Annotated in this window: 21 protein-coding genes; all 21 read right to left on the bottom strand. The window is 45.7% G+C overall.

The features are described 5' to 3' along the window. Positions 1-28: 28 nt before the first annotated feature. Positions 29-412, bottom strand: a complete 384-nt coding sequence (gene cheY, locus GVO62_RS11990; RefSeq protein WP_025254383.1) for a chemotaxis response regulator CheY — start codon at positions 410-412, stop codon at positions 29-31. Positions 413-448: 36 nt separating this feature from the next. Continuing rightward, positions 449-1,180: an RNA polymerase sigma factor FliA gene (locus tag GVO62_RS11985; RefSeq protein ID WP_105930188.1), complete on the bottom strand. Its 732-nt coding sequence runs from the start codon at positions 1,178-1,180 to the stop codon at positions 449-451. Beyond that, positions 1,177-2,043: a MinD/ParA family protein gene (locus GVO62_RS11980; RefSeq protein WP_105930189.1), complete on the bottom strand. Its 867-nt coding sequence runs from the start codon at positions 2,041-2,043 to the stop codon at positions 1,177-1,179. The genes GVO62_RS11985 and GVO62_RS11980 overlap by 4 nt, the downstream gene beginning before the upstream one ends. A 5-nt stretch (positions 2,044-2,048) precedes the next feature. Further along, positions 2,049-3,479 carry a flagellar biosynthesis protein FlhF gene (flhF, locus tag GVO62_RS11975; protein WP_159119441.1) on the bottom strand — a complete coding sequence of 477 codons (1,431 nt, stop codon included), beginning with the start codon at positions 3,477-3,479 and terminating at the stop codon, positions 2,049-2,051. A gap of 29 nt (positions 3,480-3,508) precedes the next feature. Continuing rightward, positions 3,509-5,608 (bottom strand): flagellar biosynthesis protein FlhA, encoded by a 2,100-nt coding sequence (flhA, locus tag GVO62_RS11970; protein WP_105930191.1) that lies wholly within the window; start codon positions 5,606-5,608, stop codon positions 3,509-3,511. A gap of 151 nt (positions 5,609-5,759) precedes the next feature. Further along, positions 5,760-6,884, bottom strand: a complete 1,125-nt coding sequence (gene flhB / locus GVO62_RS11965; RefSeq protein ID WP_159119440.1) for a flagellar biosynthesis protein FlhB — start codon at positions 6,882-6,884, stop codon at positions 5,760-5,762. Positions 6,885-6,890: 6 nt separating this feature from the next. Further along, entirely contained in the window at positions 6,891-7,670 is a 780-nt protein-coding gene (gene fliR, locus GVO62_RS11960) for a flagellar biosynthetic protein FliR (protein ID WP_105930193.1), read from the bottom strand. A 12-nt stretch (positions 7,671-7,682) separates the two neighbouring features. Continuing rightward, positions 7,683-7,952, bottom strand: coding sequence for a flagellar biosynthesis protein FliQ (gene fliQ / locus GVO62_RS11955; protein ID WP_105930194.1), 270 nt, complete (start codon positions 7,950-7,952; stop codon positions 7,683-7,685). Positions 7,953-7,960: 8 nt separating this feature from the next. After that, positions 7,961-8,716, bottom strand: coding sequence for a flagellar type III secretion system pore protein FliP (gene fliP, locus GVO62_RS11950; RefSeq protein ID WP_105930195.1), 756 nt, complete (start codon positions 8,714-8,716; stop codon positions 7,961-7,963). Continuing rightward, entirely contained in the window at positions 8,709-9,161 is a 453-nt protein-coding gene (gene fliO, locus GVO62_RS11945) for a flagellar biosynthetic protein FliO (protein WP_105930196.1), read from the bottom strand. The genes fliP and fliO overlap by 8 nt, the downstream gene beginning before the upstream one ends. Before the next feature lie 28 nt (positions 9,162-9,189). Next, positions 9,190-9,597, bottom strand: coding sequence for a flagellar motor switch protein FliN (gene fliN / locus GVO62_RS11940; protein ID WP_014948639.1), 408 nt, complete (start codon positions 9,595-9,597; stop codon positions 9,190-9,192). Between the two features lie 17 nt (positions 9,598-9,614). After that, a complete protein-coding gene (gene fliM, locus GVO62_RS11935) occupies positions 9,615-10,673 on the bottom strand; it encodes a flagellar motor switch protein FliM (RefSeq protein ID WP_159119439.1) in 1,059 nt (352 codons plus the stop codon). A gap of 27 nt (positions 10,674-10,700) precedes the next feature. After that, positions 10,701-11,237 carry a flagellar basal body-associated protein FliL gene (fliL, locus tag GVO62_RS11930; protein WP_105930198.1) on the bottom strand — a complete coding sequence of 179 codons (537 nt, stop codon included), beginning with the start codon at positions 11,235-11,237 and terminating at the stop codon, positions 10,701-10,703. A gap of 286 nt (positions 11,238-11,523) precedes the next feature. Further along, positions 11,524-13,818 (bottom strand): flagellar hook-length control protein FliK, encoded by a 2,295-nt coding sequence (locus GVO62_RS11925; RefSeq protein WP_159119438.1) that lies wholly within the window; start codon positions 13,816-13,818, stop codon positions 11,524-11,526. Between the two features lie 347 nt (positions 13,819-14,165). Continuing rightward, positions 14,166-14,612: a flagellar export protein FliJ gene (fliJ, locus tag GVO62_RS11920; RefSeq protein WP_105930269.1), complete on the bottom strand. Its 447-nt coding sequence runs from the start codon at positions 14,610-14,612 to the stop codon at positions 14,166-14,168. Between the two features lie 72 nt (positions 14,613-14,684). Then, the gene (gene fliI, locus GVO62_RS11915; protein ID WP_105930200.1) at positions 14,685-16,019 is read right to left on the bottom strand and encodes a flagellar protein export ATPase FliI; all 1,335 of its coding nucleotides are present in this window, start codon (positions 16,017-16,019) and stop codon (positions 14,685-14,687) included. Beyond that, positions 16,012-16,794: a flagellar assembly protein FliH gene (gene fliH / locus GVO62_RS11910; RefSeq protein WP_159119437.1), complete on the bottom strand. Its 783-nt coding sequence runs from the start codon at positions 16,792-16,794 to the stop codon at positions 16,012-16,014. Before fliH ends, fliI begins: the two co-directional genes overlap by 8 nt. 53 nt (positions 16,795-16,847) lie before the next feature. Then, a complete protein-coding gene (gene fliG / locus GVO62_RS11905; protein ID WP_105930202.1) occupies positions 16,848-17,888 on the bottom strand; it encodes a flagellar motor switch protein FliG in 1,041 nt (346 codons plus the stop codon). A 12-nt stretch (positions 17,889-17,900) separates the two neighbouring features. Beyond that, on the bottom strand, positions 17,901-19,595 hold the full coding sequence (gene fliF, locus GVO62_RS11900; protein WP_159119436.1) for a flagellar basal-body MS-ring/collar protein FliF: 1,695 nt from the start codon (positions 19,593-19,595) through the stop codon (positions 17,901-17,903). A gap of 12 nt (positions 19,596-19,607) precedes the next feature. Continuing rightward, the gene (fliE, locus tag GVO62_RS11895; RefSeq protein ID WP_159119435.1) at positions 19,608-19,946 is read right to left on the bottom strand and encodes a flagellar hook-basal body complex protein FliE; all 339 of its coding nucleotides are present in this window, start codon (positions 19,944-19,946) and stop codon (positions 19,608-19,610) included. A gap of 244 nt (positions 19,947-20,190) precedes the next feature. Then, the gene (locus GVO62_RS11890; RefSeq protein ID WP_159119434.1) at positions 20,191-21,528 is read right to left on the bottom strand and encodes a sigma-54-dependent transcriptional regulator; all 1,338 of its coding nucleotides are present in this window, start codon (positions 21,526-21,528) and stop codon (positions 20,191-20,193) included.

Below are 21,528 nucleotides of genomic sequence, written 5' to 3'. Positions count from 1 at the left end.
AACCTCATTTATCTGGTGAGCGTCTGGATCAACCTAAACGTTCGAAAATTTTGTCTAATTTTTCTTTTAGCGTTGCTGCTGTAAAGGGTTTTACTACGTACCCGTTCACACCGGCTTGCGCTGCAGCAACGATTTGTTCTTTTTTAGCTTCAGCAGTAACCATAAGAACAGGTAAATGTTTAAGCTTGTCATCTGCTCGAATTGCGCGAAGCAAATCGATACCTTGCATGCCGGGCATGTTCCAGTCAGTAACAACGAAGTCAAAATCACCTTGCTGCAACATTGGCAGTGCAGTGCTTCCGTCATCCGCTTCTTGGATGTTGGCAAAACCTAAGTCTTTAAGAAGGTTTTTGATGATACGTCTCATGGTAGAAAAATCATCAACCACAAGAATTTTCATACTTTTGTCCAAAATAGCCTCCAATGAGGGGTTAATTGTTATTAATTTCTATTCTTCGTCAGCCTGCCACGACTTCATTCGTGATTTGAGTTTTAACATGGCCTGACTGTGAATTTGACTGACTCTTGACTCACTTACATCAAGAACCTCACCAATTTCTCGTAAATTCAATTCTTCATCATAGTACAAAGAAAGCACAATCGCTTCCCGTTCAGGTAGCGTTGTAATCGCTTGGGCAAGTGCTTTTTGAAAAGCGCCCTGCATCAAGTCTTCCAGCGGCGCATCACTGCCTCTACTCTGCTCAGTAGTGATTACGTCCTCCGACACACCCAAATCTTCTATTCCGACAAGTTTGCCGGCATTTACTTCATTGAGCATTTGGTGATAATCCTGCAAGCTTACGTTAAGCTTTTCAGCAATATCAGAATCTCTTGCATCCCTTCCGGTCTCACCTTCTACTTGGGATATCGCTTCCGAAATAGCACGTCCGTTACGATGGACTGAACGAGGGGTCCAGTCTCCTTTGCGTATTTCGTCTAGCATTGCTCCGCGAATACGGATGCCTGCAAAGGTTTCAAAGCTAGCTCCCTTAGAGCCGTCAAAATTTCGTGCAGCTTCCAAAAGCCCAATCATGCCTGATTGGATAAGGTCATCAACAAGAACACTTGCAGGCAACCTAGCCATCAAGTGATGCGCTATACGCTTAACCAATGGCGCATGTCTTTCGACTAACTGCGACTTATCGGTTTGTTGTTGATAAGCGGCTGCCTTGCTGTTCAACGCTGATTTCCTACTGCTTTTTCTGCAACAAGTTGTTCAATAAAAAATTCAAGATGTCCGCCTGGCTGAGCCGGGATGGGCCATGACAATGCTCTACTAGCAAGTTGTGTTATGGCCACTGCGGCTGGAGAGCCTGGATAGGCATCTACAATAGCCGTTTGTTTTCTTACGGCTTTGCGAATATTTTCATCAAATGGAACCGTTGCCACTAATTCTAGTGCAACATCCAAAAAACGCCCTGTCACTTTACTTAATTTACTAAATAATTCTTGGCCTTCACGCACGTCGCGTACCATATTAGCCACTACCTTGAAACGAAAAACGCCATGTTCGCGATTTAAGATTTTTATTAGGGCGTAGGCATCGGTTAGTGACGTAGGCTCGTCGCAAACCACGACCATGATATCTTGAGAAGCCTTCGAGAAACTCAATACCATGTCTGAAATTCCAGCAGCAGTGTCGACAATCAGCACGTCTATCGGCGTTCTTAGCTCGCTAAAAGCGCGGATCAAACCTGCGTGTTGAGTTGGGGATAACTCTGCCATCGACTGCGTGCCAGAGGTGGCCGGCGCAATCTTGATCCCGTGCGGACCGGTGACGAGAACATCGTCAAGGGTACATTCACCTGAAAGCACATGAGATAAGTTTTTCTCTACGCGAAGTCCTAGCATAACATCAACGTTTGCCAGACCGAGGTCCGCGTCAAGTACCATGACTCGCTTACCCTGCTTCGCCATAGCGATAGCGGTATTGAGAGTAATATTTGTTTTACCAACGCCACCTTTGCCTCCGGTGACGGCGATAACCTTGATTAACCGTGATTGCTTCATTTTTCTTAAGCTACTCGCTTGATCGTCAATCATACTACTTATGCTGTTTTAATTGCGTTGTTACTACTAGTATGATTCAAACCGTACTTTTTATAAAGCTTTGCAGCAGCGGAAACTAAAGATTTCGCCTCTGCAATCTTAATGTCTTCTGGCACTTTCTGACCATCGGTGACATAGCTAACCGGTAGTTGGTACTCAACGGCAGCGCTCAATACCTCTCCCAAAGAGTAGCATTCATCTAACTTCGTGAAAATACAGCCACTTAATTCAATATCATCATACGCTTGGATGATTCTCTGAAGCGCAGGATATTGAGTATTGGCTTGCGCCACCAAATATTTTTTCACTTTAGGCATTTGACCGTTGTCAAATTGCTTAATCTGTTTAATTAATCGACTATCGCGCTGACTAAACCCTGCCGTATCGATTAATACTAGTCGCTTATGACGAAGTTGGAATAATAAATCGGCTAACTCTTCACTAGTCTGCGCTTTTCTTACCGTACAGCCAATTATTTTTCCGTATGTCGCTAGCTGCTCATAGGCAGCTATTCTATACGTATCTATGGTGATCATAGCGACTGACTCTGCACCATACTTTTGCGCATAACGGGCTGCCAATTTGGCAACTGTTGTTGTTTTACCTGTTCCGGTAGGACCAACCAACGCAACCGCACCTTGTGAACTAAGTATATCGTTCCCCGTCACATTTATGCGATTAGCCAATAGGTTAAGAAGATAAATCCACGCGTCACGTTCGTTATAGTGAGCTGGCGTGTAATTTATTAGCTGATTAGCGAGAGCATTGCTCAACCCCATATCAACTAAACGCGTGGTCAAGTACTGGTGAACTGGTTTTTGACGCTTATTTTTTGCTTCCATAAGGTCAGCAACTTGGTATTGCAGAACGTCCCGTAGAGACGCAAGCTCTTCTTTTATTTGTGCAAGTTCTGCCGATTGTGTCATTGGCGCTTCGCCAATGCTTGAGGCTTGGTGGTCAGGAAAGGGTAAGTCATGAGCACGATGACCAGCATTCTGCTGGCTTTCCACATCATCAATAAATGCATCAGAAAAATCCAAATGTGACGCTATCTCGTTGGCGTGCTTTGCATTAGCTGACATAGATTGAGGGCGTTGCTGGGTGTGGATTTCAGCAACGTTAGATAATGTTCCTGGATTGGCTGTCGCAGCCGCAGCACCATGCTGTTTTTCTAATAACGCTTTTAGGCTATCTGGACCGTCGTCGCCAATTATTTCACTCAAGCTTGGCGTAGCCTTTTGACCAGGGGCTTTTGATGCTGCTTTAGGAACAGTGAGTTTTGCATCGGGTTCTTTATCGTAAGCTGCAACAAGCTCTATACCATCAGCCACTTTGCGGTTTGACATGATAACTGCATCACTGCCTAACTCTGCTTTAACTTGGCTTAACGCCTCACGCATATCTTTGCCGAAGAAACGTCTAATTTTCATTGCAACCTCTCCAATCACCCAGCGTCAGATTATTGACCGACCGAACTGACTATTTTTATTTGTTTGTCATCAGGAACTTCTTGATAAGACAGCACATGAAGCCCAACAACCGAATATTTTAAGAAGCGAGAGAGTACCGGTCTCAGCATGCCAGATGTTAGAAGCACAGCAGGCTCACCTTCTAACTCTTGTTGCTGACTGGCTTGTTGCAGTGATTTTTGCAACTTATCTGCCAAGCCTGGTTCAATACCAGCACCGTCTTCGCCACCTGCTTGAAGTGACTGGTGCAACATCTGTTCCAACTCTGGCGCCAAGGTTATGACAGGTATTTCTTTCGCCCCTTGCGTGATCTCTTGAACAATAAGTCGTTTAAGTGCGATACGTACCGCAGATACAAGTACATCAGGGTCTTGACTGCGAGTACCATACTCACTTAGGGTTTGAACGATGGTTCGCATATCGCGAATAGGCACACCTTCAAATAGCAATGTTTGCAGTACTTTCACCACTGTACTAAGCGGAAGAATATCAGGTACCAAACCTTCAACAAGTTTAGGGTGCTGTTTGGCTAGCATATCAAGAAGCTGCTGGGCTTCCTCGTGGCCAAGTAACTGATAGGCGTTGTTGGTCAACAGCTGACTCAAGTGGGTTGCTACCACGGTAGCCGCATCCACAACCGTATAACCCAATGTCTGTGCATGCTCTCGTTTGTTTGGTTTAATCCATACTGCATCCAGACCAAATGCTGGGTCCTTGGTTGCTCGTCCTTCTAGTTTACCGAAAACCTGTCCAGGATTAATGGCAAGCTCTTCGTCATGACTAATCACTGAATCACCAATAGTAACGCCTAGCATGGCAATGGTGTATGTATTGGGCTCTAGGTCTAAATTATCGCGAATATGAACGGGTGGAATAAGAAACCCAAGCTCTTGAGACAGCTTTTTACGCACCCCTTTAATACGCGTCAATAACTCACCACCTTGTGACTTATCAACGAGTGGAATAAGGCGATACCCTACTTCTAAACCAATAGTATCAACTTGTTGTACATCGTCCCAGCCCAACTCTTTCACTTCTGGCGCGACGGTTTCGCTCTTAGACACATTGTCGGGTACTGCAGGTGCAGCAGCCTTTTTCCGAGCTTGTACCGTTTGAAAATAAGCAAAGCCTGCAATCAAGAAAGAAAAACCAAGAAACGCTATGTGAGGCATTCCCGGAATGATCCCCATGACAAATAGCACGCCCGAAGCAATGTATAGCGCCTGATTATTTCCCAGCTGGCCGCGTATTTCTTTGCCCATTTCCTGAGATTCATTTTCACGAGTAACGATAATTGCGGTGGCAACTGAAAGCAGTAGTGAAGGAATTTGAGCGACCAGACCATCACCTATGGTCAAGATTGTGTAGATTTCTATTGCGTTTCCGAATGAAAGGCCATGCTGAATCATGCCAATAAATAGGCCGCCAACAATGTTGATTAGCATGATGAAAAGCCCGGCAACTGCGTCACCTTTCACAAACTTTGATGCACCGTCCATCGAGCCATAAAAGTCAGCTTCTGCAGTAATCTCTTCACGACGCTGGCGCGCTTGATCTTGGTCGATATAACCCGCATTCAAATCCGCATCAATTGCCATTTGCTTGCCTGGCATAGCGTCAAGAGTAAATCTTGCACTTACCTCAGAGATACGGCCAGCACCAGCGGTGACTACTTTAAAGTTGATAATAAGTAAAATAGCAAAAACAACGATACCTACGGCATAGTTGCCACCAATAACAACGGCGCCAAAGGCTTCAATTACTTTTCCCGCGGCATCTCCGCCCTCATGACCGTAAAGCAATACAACCCGCGTGGATGCCACGTTTAACGCAAGTCGAAGTACTGTTGCAATTAACAAAACAAGAGGGAAAATACCAAAATCAACAGGTTTTTGAGTGAGAACAGCAACCAATATGATGACGAGAGATAACGCAATATTAAAACTGAAAAGCACGTCCAGCAGGAAAGGCGGCATGGGTAAAATAACCATGCCCATGATTGCCAAAAGGACGATGGGCGCGCCTAGACCACTCGTAAAATTTTGCAGCTGATTTTTATCGAATCGCTGAAGATAACCGGATAACTGCATGGCTTGGTGTCTCTCTATCAGAAAATTGACGCTTTATATGAATCTGAAAGGGAGTTTTCAACTAACGTGCCAGCTTTATTACTAAACTGCTAATCGGCTAAAAATAGCGCTATCTTGATTATGGTAAGCTTTTTCCGGACGATGACTGTGATTATCGACGATATTCTGGCGGAATGGGCAAATCTCGCTTGAGCGGTTTAGGCCGCTTGCCTTTCCCTGCCCTATGCGCCTTCAATTGATACACATGAGCTAGCACCTGCGCTACCGCCATAAATAAAGCGTTGGGAATTTCATCGTCGACTTCTGTTGAATAGAAAATAGCGCGAGCTAGCATCGGAGAGGGGATTAAAGGTACATTATTTGCGGTAGCGATTTTTCTGATGTGCATTGCTAACTCATCTGCACCTTTAGCGACAACCACTGGCGCTCTTAAACCCTTTTCATCGTATTTAATAGCGACAGAAAAGTGAGTTGGGTTGGTAACAACCACGTCTGCTTGAGGCACTTCCTGCATCATTCGCTTGGTTGCAGCTTGATATTGCAGGCGACGAATACGCCCCTTAACCATAGGGTCGCCTTCTGCGTTCTTTCTTTCGTCTTTGACCTCTTGTTTGGTCATCTTCATTTCTTTGTTGTGCTTATACATTTGGTAAGGCACATCAATAAGTGCAATGGGGATCATTCCACACACTAAAATAAGAAAAGCCCACTTGAGCATGTCGAGCGCATGAAAGATATTCCCTGGATAGAGTTCCATATCAAGATGCAGCGCTTCATCTTCAAAGTACAACAACGCGCCAATTGCCATGCCGATAATAACGACAACCTTGGCAATAGATTTTAATAGTTCTACCAATCCATTGGTGCCGAACATGCGCTTGAACCCCTGAATCGGGCTCATTTTAGACCCTTTGGGTTTTGCTCCTTCCCATGTGAAATTGTAGCCGCCAAGGGCAATAGAACCATAAATTCCAGCTATCATTGCGACAACCATATATAGCAATACCGCAGGGCCTACCGCCGTAAAAGCCTCTCCCCATGCGCCAAACATATGGGTAATATCGTAGGTTTCGTCGCGAGAAAGAATAAACATTCGCTGAGTAAGTTTAAAAACAGATTCTGCAATCCAGCCACCGACGAATAGAAACATAACGGCGCTGACTATTAGCACCAGTGTCGTGGATAACTCCCGGGAACGAGCCAATTGCCCTTTTTTTCGGGCATCTTCGAGTTTTTTCCCCGTGGGGTCTTCTGTTTTTTCGCTTGAATCTGCCATTATTTCCTACGGACAAATATTCAATAATTCACACATAAACTGCTCAGCCCTAAACCATTGGGTTTCAAAGTGAGCAGTAAAGTTATCCAAGGTTATCCAAATAATGAGTAGACCCATTACTTGTGCTATGGAAAAACCAATACTGAAAATGTTTAATTGCGGCGCAGCTTTAGTCATTACACCGAAAGCCAAATTTACAATTAATAATGACACAATTGGCGCAAGTGACAGGGTGATAGCCGAGATAAACATCCAGCCTCCCCAGTGCGCGATATCGCGGAATTGTTCGCCCGTCCACCACGCTTCGCCTATTGGGAATGCCTCAAAACTCATTACGATCATTTGAATCATAGACAGGTGGCCGTCTAGCGTCCAGAACAAGAGCGTAGCAAGTATCAAATAAAACTGTCCCACCGCAGGTACGTTAATACCGTTGACTGGGTCGACAATAGACGCAAAGCCCAAACCGGTTTGCATCGCGATTATCTGCCCTGCCAGCACGAAGGTGTTAAGTACCATCATTGAAATAAAACCAATGGCTACACCTATCAGCAGTTGTTGGATAACAATTAAGAAGGTGCCCACATCCACCAAGTTTTCAATCGGTGACGGAGGAACGACGGGCATGATAATAAGCGTAAGCATGATGCCTAAAAGCGCCCTCACTTGGGGCGGAATAGACTTAGCACTCAATCCAATCATTGCCACGAATAACCCGCTAATCCGCATAAAGGGCAGCAGCATGTCAGCCAAAAATTGATTGATGGTGGCGAGTTCGACTTCCACTTTATTGACCTTCTATCCCACAACTTGCGGGATCATATCGACCATTCTAAAAGTGAAGTCCATGAGCTGTTGCACCAGCCAATTTCCTCCCCAGCTAAGGGCTAAAAGTGTAACAAGCAAACGAGGTAAGAAGCTCATTGTTTGTTCATTGATACTGGTTGCAGCCTGAAACACTGCTACCACTAGGCCAACAATCAAGCTTGGAACAATAACGGCGCATACCAAAACGATGACCATAAACATGGCTTCTCGCAGTATTTCTACAAAGACTTCTGGTGACATAAGGCCTCCTAGACGCCCATACCGAAACTGGTTGCCAGCGTACCGAAAATAAGATTCCAGCCGTCCACAAGCACGAAGAGCATAAGTTTAAATGGCAGGGACACAATCATCGGCGATAGCATCATCATACCCATGGCCATCAAGATAGAAGCAACAACCAAGTCGATAATTAGAAAGGGAATAAACAACATGAAACCAATCTGAAACGCGGTTTTAAGTTCGCTGGTCACAAAAGCTGGAATAAGGATAGTAAGCGGTACTTCGTCGGTATCAGCATACTTCCCTTCATCACCTGCAATGCGCACAAAGGTTTCCAGATCTTTCACTCGTGTCTGCGAGAGCATGAAAGCACGCATGGGTCCTTTGGCTTGTTCAAGTGCGTCTAAACTAGTGAGCTGTTCGTTGAGATAAGGCTGTAACGCGCGCTCATTAACCTCGTCAAATACTGGTGCCATAATAAACATGGAAAGAAACAGGCTAACCCCAATTAATATTTGGTTTGAAGGGGACTGTTGTAATCCAATTGCTTGGCGCAATATCGATAAAACCACGATGATACGAGTGAATGACGTCATCATCATGATAAATGCAGGAATTAGGCTTAGCGCTGTCATGATAAACAACGCTTGGAGTGTCATTGAATAATCTTGCGTACCGTCTTGATTAGTGGTGACGGTAACCGCTGAAATACCTTGTTGCGCAAACACTGGCTCTGCAAACGAGAGGAGTGATAGCGCAAGAACCAGCCAAGTTAGCTTACGCATCTTTTGTTCCTTCCTTCGTATCATTCTTTTCAATATTAGGGTTAAGTTTTCCCGCCATCGCCTCAACTAACTTTTGTTTGAACGCATCTGCGCCGTTTGGCTTCTCGCCACTTGTTCTGCCTAAGCCTTTAACAGGTATGTCCAGGTTTTTATCAAGCTTGCTCAAATGGGAAATGTTATGGCTGGTTATGCCGATAAGGTGCTGCTCATCGCCCACCTGTATCACCATTATTTTTTCTTTTGTACCTACAACCATACTAGCTGCCACTTTCATTTGATTGCTACCCATGGCAGTGACATTAAACCGACGCATAACATAAGCCAGCGCGAAAATAACACCAACAACAACTAACAAAGAAAGGAAAATTGACAGTACTGATGTGGGATTGGTAATGGATTGTGTCGACTGCGCGAGGGCTGGCTGACTAAACAAAAGGGGCAGCATTACGCAACCCCTTACTTTATAAGAAGTTTTATCTGAGCTTCTTGATTCTCTCAATTTGACTAATAACATCCGTTAATCGAATACCGAATTTGTCGTTGACCACTACTACTTCACCATGAGCAATCAACGTGCCATTAACTAATACATCTAGTGGCTCACCGGCAACACGATCCAGCTCCACCACAGAACCCTGGTTCAACTGTAGCAGATTTCGGATACTTATTTGACTACGACCGACTTCCATCGAAATAGTCACAGGAATATCGAGAATGGTATCTAACTTTTTCTTTTCTTCTTGCGTAATTGGCGCATCGTCAGTTAGCTCGTCAAGTTCGGCTACCTGCACATCTTCATTATCGCCAGCTTCTTGTTCCGCTTCAGATTCGGCTTGCTCAGCCATGGCCGCAGCCCAATCGTCCATACCGTCTTCACTCATGGGAACTCCCCTTTACCTTACAGGTCTTCTTCGAGTACTTGCAGTTCTGCGTCATTATCAATAATGCGCCCACCGCGGGTTAATAACTGTAGCTCAGACTTCACTGAAGTCGGTCTTGCAATCTTTTCTACTATTTTCAGCGCTAAATTGTCTCTGCTTCGACCTAACTTAGCCCTGAATGTGGGTAGATCTTCAATTAATACGGTGATGGTTTCTGGCATTTCCACAGGGATAATATCGCCAGGTTTAAACTCCATCACGTCGCGAAGAGGCACATCGACATCCAGCATATGGGTAGTGAGCGCCACCTTAACATCCATAATTTCGTCGCGAAGGGCTTTACTCCATCGCAAGTCCGTGTCTTCTTTGTCGCTTTGAACACCCGCATCAAGCAATTCGCGAATTGGCTCTAGCATTGAGTATGGCAACGATACATGGAAGTCTCCACCACCGCCGTCTAACTCAATGTGAAATGAGCTGATTACTACCACCTCAGTTGGACTCACAATGTTTGCCATTGCAGGGTTAACTTCTGAGTCTAGGTATTCAAACGACACGTCCATAACCGGCGCCCATGCCTCTTTATAATCTTCGAAGATTATTTTCAGCAGCATCTGAATAATTCGGCGCTCTGTCGGCGTAAATTCCCGACCTTCAATTTTCGCGTGATATCGACCATCACCGCCAAAGAAGTTGTCTACCAGAATGAATACCAACCGGGCTTCCATAGTGATAAGGCCAGTGCCCTTCAGGGGACGGAAACGCACCATGTTTAAGCTTGTTGGTACGAATAACGTATGAATATATTCGCCAAACTTAATCATTTGAATACCGTTAATCGATACTTCGGCAGAACGACGCATCATATTAAACAGGCTTACCCGCATGTGACGTGCAAAGCGCTCATTCACAATTTCAAGCGTAGGCATGCGCCCACGCACAATTCTGTCTTGCGAGGAGAAGTCGTACTCGAGCGTAGAAGCATCAGAGTCACCATCACTGACCTCATCCTCTTCTACATCATCTACCCCATGCAACAGGGCATCGATTTCATCTTGAGATAATAAATCACTCACGGTCTTCTACCTTACAAAGTCAATGCATTACTGCATGACAAAACCAGTAAACAATACGCGTTCGACAACGTCGTTACCCGTAATGTCTTTCAATGCTTTTTGCACTTCACTTACTGCCTGCTCGCGAAGCTCAATTTTCCCTGCTTCTGTGACCAGGTCATCCGCATTCGAAGTGCTAAAAGCCTGTAGCAACGTGCCCTCAATCAGGGGAATATGCGTTTTTGCCAGCTCTTCATTGTCAGAGCCACGCACTAAAAGCTGTACTTTTATTTGAACCAGTCTGTCTCTGCCAGAACCGGGAACGTTGAAAACGAAAGGTCGAGGCATGGCTACGTACAATGCGGTTCCCATCTCGGCATTTCCCGCAGCTGGCGCAGTTGCTGCTTGCGCGGCGGCCGCATCAGCTTCAGCTAACTGCTCTGCAGCGGGCTCATCACCACCTGCAAACAATAAGAAATAGGCAGCCGCCCCACCTCCAACAAGAACGACGGCGATGATGATAATCAGCATCATTTTGCCTTTCTTTTTACCGCCTTCTTCTACTTGTAACTCTTCATCAGCCATGTGCAACTCATCAGTAATTCTAGGAAAAAACGTATTATCAAGGTTCCGTCAAAAATGGCAATGCCATTCTGCGTGAATGCCTAGTCTATCGAGCTCTGTGCGCAAAATTTTGGATCACAAAGTTAAGTCAACGGCCCTTTATTCTCAAACAAGAATGCTTGGCACCGAAATCCATTTATCTCGATAAGTTCAAATAAACCCATCCACTGACGGTACAGTCAAACATAGCAGCACTGGTCTATTCTCACCATTCAACCTATTGCTAAAAATGCCGAGTTTTAGCTACTTAGGCATAAAAATCGATACCGCCTTTTGCTGCCCGAGTGACTGACTGCTCAATCACGCGCCCGTTCTCCATCTCATCTAACTCGTCATTACCGTTACGATTTCCGTCGCCACGGCCTTCATTCCCGTTACCTGCAAGTTGCTGGCCATTTTCGTTACCAGACGAATTATCTTTTCTCACTTGGGCATCCCCCAACTCTATGCCCTGTTCAGAGAGCATATCCCGTAGTTTAGGCATCGCCTCAGATAATGCCTCTTTTGCCTGCTGTGATTGGACGATAAAACTAACGCTCGCCGCGTCACCCGACACATTTACACGAACCTGCATACTGCCAAGTTCAGGTGGGTCTAAACGAATTTCAGCCATGGTATTTCTGGCATTAACCATCCAGCGAATTTTTTCATTTAACTGCTGCTGACCTTCAGGCTTATGAATATTGACGGCTTTATCAAAACCCTCAAACTGCTGCTGAGATTTTGACGCTTCGGCTCTAAGCTGGTTGTTCTCATGCATAACAGTGTCGGTTTGCCCAAGCATGCTGGCAAAAGCCTGTTGAGCACTTGCTTGGGTTTGGTTCATTAGATTAAGAAATTGAGTGGCTTGGCCATCAACTCGAGCCGTCATTGAAGCGATAACGTCGTTACTTACTGCAGCCTCTTTCGCTGCATCCGCTATGATAGCTGACAAATCAATACCAGGCTCTCTGCCTTGCTGCACTTGCTGCTGAAATTCGTTGATGCCAGCAATAATATTTGCTTTCACACTCTGTTGTTGTGAACCACTTGGCATGCCCGCCACTACGCGTTCAGCAAATGTTTCCGCTGCTTTCTGGGCGCTTTGTGGCGATAACTCACTTATAGCGGTTAGAAGGTCTTTTGGCACTGCCCCAACCAGTTCGTCATTGGCTGATTGCCCTTGGTCACTACTGGAGTTCGTTTTAAGACCTACGTCAGATGAAGTTGCATTATTAGCGTTCGTCACTTTAGCACTCACTTCTTCAGTTTTTACTGACACCGTTGCCGCTGTCAATTCAGCAAGTGATGCTTCTGCTTTTGCTTCTGAAGAAGCTTCGTCCAATGACAATTCCTGCATACTTTTAAGTTCATCAGAAAGCAGACTTAACACGAGGGATTCATCGGCTGAGTTTTTACCGCCGGTCAGCACTCGATCAAGCTTACTTGCGCCTTCCGCTTCCCCGCTACTATCTTGCACTCCATCGCCTGCGCTTTCTTTTTGCTGCATGAGCTGTGCAATTAACGCAGTAAGCCCCTTGTCGTCATCAGAGTTCATATCGGATTTAGCATTAGCGGAGGCATGTATAAGCGCATTATTAGCGTCTTCATTGCCACCACCTTGTCCGCCTTTGGCATCAGCCCCAAGTAAAAGCGATGTTAAAGCACTAAGCATTTGTTGTGCTTCGCTCGAAATAGACTCTAAGGTGATGTCACCTTCACTGCTGCCGTTATTAAGCTGAGATAGTAGATGTGCCATTATTGAAGGGGCGTCGCTGGCATTAACATCGTCGGGAAGTTTCCACAATTTGCCGCTTTCTTTCACAGAAAGGACGTTCACTGCCTCATCTACAACTGCGGAAATATCATTGTTGGCTTTAGGGTTCGATGCATCTGAAGATTGCTCGTTCTTGCCAAAACGATTTGCTACTGTTTCTACATAGGCAATCCAGTCTGGCTCTTCATTTTCATTTCCAGGCTTACCGTCTGGCGTACCTGGTGTGGTAATAACACCCGCTTCGGCGTCCTTTTTACCACCAGCTCCAATAACGAATTGTGCCTCGGTCACCGTTTTTTGCGCCGTGTTACCTTGCGCGTCATCGACTGCTAGGTTTACATCTCCCTCTTCATCAGTGGTTTGCTGTGTTTTGGCCGACTCTCTGTCTTCTGCAATCTCTTTTGAGCCTATTTCAACGCTTTTTTCTTTTGTATCCGCCGCTGAATCGGAAGGTATGTCCGTTTCATTCTTTTCAACGGGAAGATCAGTGTGACCTGCATCACGATCTTTATCGCTTTTCATCGTATTATTAGATGCTGGAGACGACGCATGGGTGTCGTTTGAGCAATTTGCTGCGCGAGATTGAGAACTCAAGGTCTCTTTGTCATTTAAAACAAAATCTGATTTGCTCGATTTTGCTTCTTCATAAAGTCGATTAAATGCTTGGTTATTTACACTGCTTACTTCTTGCTGGGTGCCAATACTTGTTCCAACGGCTTTAGCCGTACTAGAAGCAGAAAAGGGTAATGCGGCAATGTCTGTTTTTTGTGCGGCAACTTGTTGCATATTGTCCTACCGTCCTACATTTAAATCGTCTTTTACAAAGAAGACGTAACATGATGCGAGTAATGTGTTTGGCTTTATACAAACCATTTAAAACCTAGTTACTCGCAACCCCACTAATGCTTATTAAATAACAATCACTTAGTTCGATTCGGATACCCTATATGGCTATCGCTTGGCGTTAAATTCTATGCTCGCTCTCTATGAAATTCGTACTTTATTATGTGTGTACAATTTCAAAGAAACGCTGCTAAACCTTAATAACCACTGCACTGTAATTGCTGCGCATCGATATATTGTATGTTGGTTGTGCAAGGGTTGAGCCAAAGTGACCAAGGCTCTACCAATTATTAGAAAGGAGAGCGCTTAGCTCTGAAAAATCGTTGGGTAGCGAACTCGTCCATCATGGCCTGTTCGGCTTTGGCTTCTTTTTTCTGCTCTGCTATCTTCTTCTTATCTAACAGCAAAGTAACGGCTTTAACCTTTTGCTGTTGCTTTAACCACATTTGCTTGCGCTGGTCTGCGGCCATTTGCGCACGAGCAATCACTTGCATTTGCTGCTCACACGCTTTATCCAATTTCCCAACGAAAGATAAATGTTGCTGATAATACGTGGCGGTTACACCTGCCTGACCGGTTTGTTGTATACCTTTGACATAGTCGATACGGTATTGCTCAAGACTGGTTAACTTTTGCTTTTGCTGATTAACGTTTTGCTGAGCCTGCTGATAAAAGCGCGCTTCTCGCTGTTCTTTTTCACGCTCGAATTCGGCTAAACGCTCTAATTGTTTAGACATTGTAGAGCCCATAAGTTAGGGATTCTGAGCACATGCGCATTGCTCGCCAAGCGTATCTTATTGTAATGCCCATTACCCTTGTCCCAGTCCTTTAGCCAGAGCGGCCATGCCTTCTAAGCTTTCATCATAAGGAATGACTTGTTTCATTCCTTGCTGCAATAAGGCATTGATCGCAGGTTCCGCACGTATAGCTAAATCAATACGCGGGTCAGAGCCTTTAGCGTACGCCCCAATTGATATTAGGTCCTGATTTTGTTTGTAATTTGAATAAACTTGTCGAATACGACGGGCCATTAACTGATGCTCCTCACTGACCACCATCGGCATAACACGACTGATGGACGCTTCAATATCGATAGCAGGGTAATGACCACTATCGGCGAGGGTGCGTGACAAGACCACATGGCCATCTAAGATTGCCCTTGCTGCATCGGCAATGGGATCTTGCAAATCATCACCTTCGGTCAAAACAGTGTAGAAAGCCGTTATCGAACCCTGTCGCTCGCTGCCATTGCCCGCCCGTTCAACTAAAGCAGGAAGGCGAGCAAACACTGAAGGCGGGTATCCTTTGGTCGCTGGTGGCTCACCTACCGCAAGCGCAATCTCTCGCTGCGCCATGGCATAGCGGGTTAACGAATCAATCAGCAACAATACCTTCATGCCTTTGTCACGAAAATACTCTGCAATTGTCACCGCGGTCTCGCAGCCTTTTAATCGCATTAACGGCGACGTGTCGGCAGGCGCGGCTACGACCACCGCGCGCTGACGCTCTTCTTCGGTAAGTATTTCGTGAATAAATTCTTTAACTTCTCGACCACGCTCACCAACAAGACCAACGACCACTACATCGGCTTCACAGCCTCGGGTCATCATGCCTAACAGCACACTTTTACCCACGCCACTGCCAGCAAAAAGCCCCATGCGCTGGCCAACACCAACCGTATTCAATGCATTAATGGCGCGTACACCAACGTCCATAGGGGTATTAATTGGGCGACGAATGAGCGGGTTCATTGGAGGACGTGTGGTTGGCGCTCTGGCCTCAGCATCGATTTCGCCGAGCCCGTCAAGAGGCTGGCCATTACCGTCTACGACTCGCCCTAGCAACCCCATTCCTACTGGTAAGCCGCTTTGGCGATTTAACGGCATGACGCGACTTCCTGGCACAATGCCCCGGACAGCTTCAGTCGGCATAAGATAGGTAATGTCGTCACCAAAGCCAACGACTTCAGCCTCTATTTCACCCTCAATGGTTTGAACCAAACACTGACTTCCCACTGGCAACTGACAGCCAACGGCCTCAAGCGTGAGGCCAATACCTCTTACAAGTTTACCAGCAGCTACTACAGGTGGCGAGGTAACCTGCTTGGTTAACGATTCAAAATGATTGTGCCACGGGCTAGTCATCAGACAGCCCTTGGTTTAATAAAAATTTATCGATGACATCGCGGCAGCGACGTTCAATTGACACATCAACGGCATTTTGAGTGGTAGTGATGTCACACCCACCGCGTTCCATCGCCGGCGCTTCAACAAGGTTCCAGCCTTTATTAGCCACTTCTTCATCGCCGAAATGGGACTTTAACAGCTCAATGTCTTCAGGGTTCATATGAATCTGATAGCTGGCTTGATTGATAGGCAATGCTTTGATTCCCTCACTCAACGCTTGAAGAATGACTTGTTGATTGGTACTGACTTCTGTCTTTATTACAGCTTTAGCAAGGGTAACTGCTAGTTTAACGAGCTGGTCCCTTGTGGTGTCGTTAGCCTGAGAAAGCGGTTCATGCAATTTTTCAGCAAGCATTTGCCACACTTCTGCCTGCGTAGCCATCTGCTGACGTCCTTCGTCTAATCCCTGCTCCAGTCCCTCTGCATATCCTTGCTCTTTTCCTTCTGATAAACCAGCTTCGAGCCCTTCGCTTTTGCCTTCTTCAAAACCTTTTTCTTTGCCTTCCTGATACCCTTCATCATAAGCAGCTTGTCTGATAGCTTCGATTTCTTCAGCAGTAGGAGGTTTTATTTCCTCCTCGATTTCTGGGGGCTCGTATTTCCAATCTGAACGCTTATTAAGTGCGTTAGTGGGCTCGTTTTCCCTTGTTGAAGTAGGATCTTCTACAAAGGGTAAATCCCATTTTTTGGCCTCGTTAATCTCATTTTCGCTGAAACTTTTGTTACCGGTCATATGTTTACCTAGACGAGATGGTTCAGGGTGTTAAAAGCTATTCCAGTAGTTAACTACAGGAACTCTTCACCACCACCGCCACCTAGCATAATTTCACCTGAGTCAGAAAGTCGACGGGCGACAGAGAGAATTTCTTTTTGTGCCGTTTCAACTTCACTAATACGTACTGGGCCAAGCGCTTCCAAATCATCAGCAAGCATTTCAGCGGCGCGTTTAGACATGTTCCGCATAATTTTATCTTTAAGTTCTTCATCGGCGCCTTTAATCGCCTTAAGCAGCGCGTCTTGCTGAACTTCTCGCAGAATCGCTTGAATACCTTTGTCGTCCACATCGACCAAGTTGTCGAATACGAACATAAGGTCCTGAATCTGTTGACTCATTTCTTCGTCCTGCTCGCGGATAGCATCCATGAGCTGGCCTTCTATCGCCGTATCGAGATAGTTCATGATGTTCGCAGCTGACTTCAAGCCGCCCATTTTGGCTGCTTGCGTTCCGGCTTGACCTGCAAACTGTTTCTCCATGATCTCGTTAAGTTCTTGTAGCGCCGCTGGCTGAACTTCTTCGAGGTTAGCAATACGCATCAAGAGGTCTAATCTAACTTTTTCCGGGAACTGCGCCAAAATTTCCGCGCTCTGCTCCGGCTCTAAGTAAGATAATACAATAGTTTGAATCTGCGGGTGCTCGTTGCGAATTATGCTGGCCACCTGCTTAGAGTCCATCCATTTAAGTGAATCTAGACCTTTAGCGCCGCTACCCATGAGGATTTGGTCGATTAGATTCGCTGCTTTATCTTCACCTAAAGCTGCAGTAAGCGCTCGCTTCACAAAGTCTTGGCTCTGGAAGCCTATCGTGCTGTAATTCTGAATCTCTTCAATAAAGTGTTTGTGAACTGACGTAATTTTGGTTTGCGTCATGTCGTCCACTTTGGCCATTTCAGCACCTAGTTTTTGAACCTGTTTTGGCTCTAGGTGCTTTAAAATTTGTGCCGCGTCTTCTTCAGATAAGCTCAGCAGTAAGATAGCCGCTTTTTCGACACCTTCTAATTTACTGACGTCATACGACGGCTCTGAAACATTGGCAAGTTCTTCAGCCATAATCTTATCTCACTACTCGTCTTGCATTAACCAGCCCTTCACTACTTGGGCTGATAATTCAGGTTCATTAGCCACTAGGGCGCGCACTGCTTTAAGTACATCTTCATCTTTGTGGAGGTCTGGTAACATCAGCGAGCCGTCAGGCGCGAAGCCAACCTGCCCCTCATCGAAGTCTGACGTTAACATGCTAATGGTGTCATCACCTAAATCAAGACCTTCATCAGCATCAAACTCATCGGCCTCGTTAGACTCGTCAGGGTTGATTAGACGACGCAGCATTGGACGAATTACAAAGATGATAAGCACTATTATAACCAAGCCACCAACAACTAGCTTAAGAATTGGCAGAAATCCTGGTTGCTCCCAAAGCGGCACATCCTCAATTTCCCCTGCGTCCATGCGAGTAAACGGAACACTGACGACTTCTAGCGAGTCACCACGTGTGACATCGAAACCGATACCACCTTGTAAAAGTCTGCGAATATTTAAAAGTTCTTCCTGTTTGCGCGGCGTCGGTGTCATAGCGCCGTCTTCACCAGCGACTTGAGTATAGTCGACGGCAACGGACACACTTAGTCTTCTAATAACGCCGGTTTGCTTTTTGGTATGGCTAATTGTGGTATCAAGCTCGTAATTACGTGTTGACTCTTTTGCGGTACGACCTGGCATTGTTTGCTGAGTACCACCGCCTGCGTTCTCGGGAATAGTAGAGTCAAGTGGAGGTTGGTTTGATAGCGCGCCTGGTATGCCACCAACGCCGCCACCCACGCTATTCTCTTCCATTATCATTTCACTTCGAACCGCGGGAAGGTCTGGATTATAACTACGCTGTGTTTGTTCAATGGCGGTAAAGTCCATTGCCACATCGGCTTGAGCGGTATAGTTTCCGATACCAAGAACGGGTATCAAGATGGCGTCAATTTTTTCTAAGTACTCTTGCTCGCGCTGGCGCTCAATTTCATATTCTTTTCTTGCACGAGAACTCAGTGAGTCTTGTGAACCAGAGTTAAGCAAACGGCCGTTGCTGTCGGTGACCGTCACTTTTGAAGGCTCCATGTTTTGCACGGCAGACGCTACGATATCAACAACAGCGTCCACTTCCTCACCAGCAATCACTGCACCGCGCTTCGCCGTTAAAACAACCGTGGCCGACGCTTTCTTTTCTCTGCGCGCAAATACATTTTCTTTTGGCATCGCCAAGAGAACACGTGCTTTTTGAATACTGGCGATATCTTCGATAGTAGCGGCAATTTGTTGTTCTCGTGCGTGCTTCAGACGCTCCATTTCAACCCGCTGACTGACTCCAAATCCCATATCCTGCATGATGATATCGGTACCAGCATCAGATGTTTTTGTTAACCCTTGGCGGGTCATACCCAAACGTATATTTTGAAATTCATCGCTTTTTACGTAAACAATGTTTCCTTCAAGCTTGTATTCGATTTGGTTTGCGTCCATGTAATCCAGAGTTTCGATAAGCTCCTGGGTTTCCATTTTTGCAAGAGGACGATAATCTGGCTCTTGAGACCAAATAAGAATAAAAATAGCAATGGCCACACAGATAACGAGTACAACGACCAATGCCATTTGACGCATCATGTCAGCACTGCCCAACGTATCCATAAATCCAGATTTATTTTCCGGCTCGTTGTCTACCGTTTGATTTTGATCAGGAACCGTTAGGTTTGTACCTGTTGCTTCAGCCATAACCTACTCCACCTATACCGGCATGTTCATTATTGTTTTATAGGCTTCAAGTACTTTATTTCGTACTTGAACGGTCGCTTCAAAGGCAATGCCTGACTTTTCTTTCGTTAGCATTACCTGCGCTAAGCTAAGGCTAGGGTCCCCCATTTCAAAGCGTTGTTGTACGTCTTTGGACTCTAGCTGCATACTGTTCACGCCATCTACCGCATTTTTAAGCATGGTCGAGAAATCACTTGCAGAGCTATTGATCTCATTAAGCGACTGCTGCTGTTGAGGCTCATTAACTTGAAGACGAGTTTGTCCAATCATGTTTTGCATTTCTTGATACAAACTATTGGCTTTAACGTCCATACCTACTCCTAGTGTTTCTTTGATAACCGCCTAATTGATGGCGAAACGCATTATATAGAAGCGATTTTGCAAGGGCCTTGCCAACTTTTAAAACCCATTAAAATCATAAGGATAGAAAGCAAGAAAGGAGAAAAGCCAAATTAATGACGTTGTTTCAAGGAGCGGGAACAAAAAACCGCCGCCTTCTACACAACAGAGGCGACGGAAAGATAGTTAAAAGAACGATGGATGGAGCCGCTAGCCCTTACGCGGGTACTTCAATGCCGTCTTCACGCATTCGAGCAAGCTTATAGCGAAGGGTTCGGGGGCTAATACCTAGCTTTTCAGCCACGTCTTTTCGTTTACCGTTACACGATACAAGTGTATCAAGGATAATTTGATGCTCTTGATAACGAAGCTCAGAGCCTAGTTTGCTGTCTTCAACATGTTCTTGTACCGCCTCTAACGGTGCGGACATATCTTCATCAATCATAAGATCTGTGGCGTCTATTTCCTTATTTTCACACAAGATTAATGCACGCTGTACAACGTTTTCGAGCTCCCGCACGTTACCTGGCCAAGCATATTGAGACAGCTTATTACGCGCAGCAGCGCTCAAGCGTATTGTGCCTAACCCTTGCGAACTGGCGTGACGCTGGACTAAATGCTCAGCAAGAGGAACAATATCGCCTGGACGTTCACACAATGGTCGCCATTCAATCGGAAATACATTCAAGCGGTAGTATAAGTCCTCTCTGAACTCTCCCGCATCCACCGCCTTTCTTAAGTCTCTGTTGCTCGTGGCAATGACACGCACATTGAGTTTTACGGTTTTGCGGCCACCTAGTCGCTCAACTTCACGCTCTTGTAATACACGAAGGAGTTTAGCTTGCAGCGCCAAATCCATTTCGGTGATTTCATCAAGCAACAGCGTACCGTCTTGGGCTTGCTCAAACTTACCAGGGCACGCTTGAATAGCTCCGGTAAACGCGCCTTTTTCATAGCCAAACAGTGTAGCCTCAAGCATGTTTTCAGGAATTGCTGCACAGTTAATGGCAACAAAAGGAGCATCATTTCGCGGCGACTGATCATGAATATAACGAGATAACACTTCTTTACCGGAACCACTAGGCCCCATTACCATCACAGTAGCGTCTGACTTTGCCACCTTACGGGAAAGCTCTAATAGCTTGAGACTTGAAGGGTCAGCTACAATCGGCGTGCGCGATATTATTTTTTGCGCAGGTGCATATCGCCCTACCAAATTAAGAAGAACTTCTGGCGCAAAAGGCTTCGAGAGGTAATCGGTCGCACCATCTCTCATAGCCTGAACAGCATCGTCGATAGTGGCGTATGCAGTCATTAGCAACACAGGCATGTTAGGATATTTCGCTTTGATGTTTTTCAAAAGCGTAAGTCCGCTCATATCGCCCATTTGAATATCGCTCACCACCAAATCGACAGCGTGTGATGACAACATTAAAAGCGCCTGCTCTGCACAGTCAGCCTCTACCACATTATAGTTGCCAAGCAACAGCGTATCCAGGAGTGCCTCGCGTAAACCTGCGTCATCTTCAACAATTAAAATAGTAGTTTTAGACAT

Source organism: Alteromonas sp. KUL150 (genome assembly GCF_009811475.1).
GTDB lineage: Bacteria > Pseudomonadota > Gammaproteobacteria > Enterobacterales > Alteromonadaceae > Alteromonas > Alteromonas gracilis.
Note: the sequence above shows the minus strand (reverse complement) of the source record. Positions and strands in the feature narration are given on the sequence as shown.

What these genes read in the sequence shown, in the direction of transcription:
- GVO62_RS11980 (WP_105930189.1), bottom strand. Translation starts at nt 2,043, where the DNA reads ATGATTGACGATCAAGCGAGTAGCTTAAGAAAAATGAAGCAATCACGG.
- flhF (WP_159119441.1), bottom strand. Translation starts at nt 3,479, where the DNA reads ATGAAAATTAGACGTTTCTTCGGCAAAGATATGCGTGAGGCGTTAAGC.
- flhA (WP_105930191.1), bottom strand. Translation starts at nt 5,608, where the DNA reads ATGCAGTTATCCGGTTATCTTCAGCGATTCGATAAAAATCAGCTGCAA.
- flhB (WP_159119440.1), bottom strand. Translation starts at nt 6,884, where the DNA reads ATGGCAGATTCAAGCGAAAAAACAGAAGACCCCACGGGGAAAAAACTC.
- fliQ (WP_105930194.1), bottom strand. Translation starts at nt 7,952, where the DNA reads ATGTCACCAGAAGTCTTTGTAGAAATACTGCGAGAAGCCATGTTTATG.
- fliP (WP_105930195.1), bottom strand. Translation starts at nt 8,716, where the DNA reads ATGCGTAAGCTAACTTGGCTGGTTCTTGCGCTATCACTCCTCTCGTTT.
- fliO (WP_105930196.1), bottom strand. Translation starts at nt 9,161, where the DNA reads ATGCTGCCCCTTTTGTTTAGTCAGCCAGCCCTCGCGCAGTCGACACAA.
- fliN (WP_014948639.1), bottom strand. Translation starts at nt 9,597, where the DNA reads ATGAGTGAAGACGGTATGGACGATTGGGCTGCGGCCATGGCTGAGCAA.
- fliL (WP_105930198.1), bottom strand. Translation starts at nt 11,237, where the DNA reads ATGGCTGATGAAGAGTTACAAGTAGAAGAAGGCGGTAAAAAGAAAGGC.
- GVO62_RS11925 (WP_159119438.1), bottom strand. Translation starts at nt 13,818, where the DNA reads ATGCAACAAGTTGCCGCACAAAAAACAGACATTGCCGCATTACCCTTT.
- fliJ (WP_105930269.1), bottom strand. Translation starts at nt 14,612, where the DNA reads ATGTCTAAACAATTAGAGCGTTTAGCCGAATTCGAGCGTGAAAAAGAA.
- fliI (WP_105930200.1), bottom strand. Translation starts at nt 16,019, where the DNA reads ATGACTAGCCCGTGGCACAATCATTTTGAATCGTTAACCAAGCAGGTT.
- fliH (WP_159119437.1), bottom strand. Translation starts at nt 16,794, where the DNA reads ATGACCGGTAACAAAAGTTTCAGCGAAAATGAGATTAACGAGGCCAAA.
- fliG (WP_105930202.1), bottom strand. Translation starts at nt 17,888, where the DNA reads ATGGCTGAAGAACTTGCCAATGTTTCAGAGCCGTCGTATGACGTCAGT.
- fliF (WP_159119436.1), bottom strand. Translation starts at nt 19,595, where the DNA reads ATGGCTGAAGCAACAGGTACAAACCTAACGGTTCCTGATCAAAATCAA.
- fliE (WP_159119435.1), bottom strand. Translation starts at nt 19,946, where the DNA reads ATGGACGTTAAAGCCAATAGTTTGTATCAAGAAATGCAAAACATGATT.
- GVO62_RS11890 (WP_159119434.1), bottom strand. Translation starts at nt 21,528, where the DNA reads ATGTCTAAAACTACTATTTTAATTGTTGAAGATGACGCAGGTTTACGC.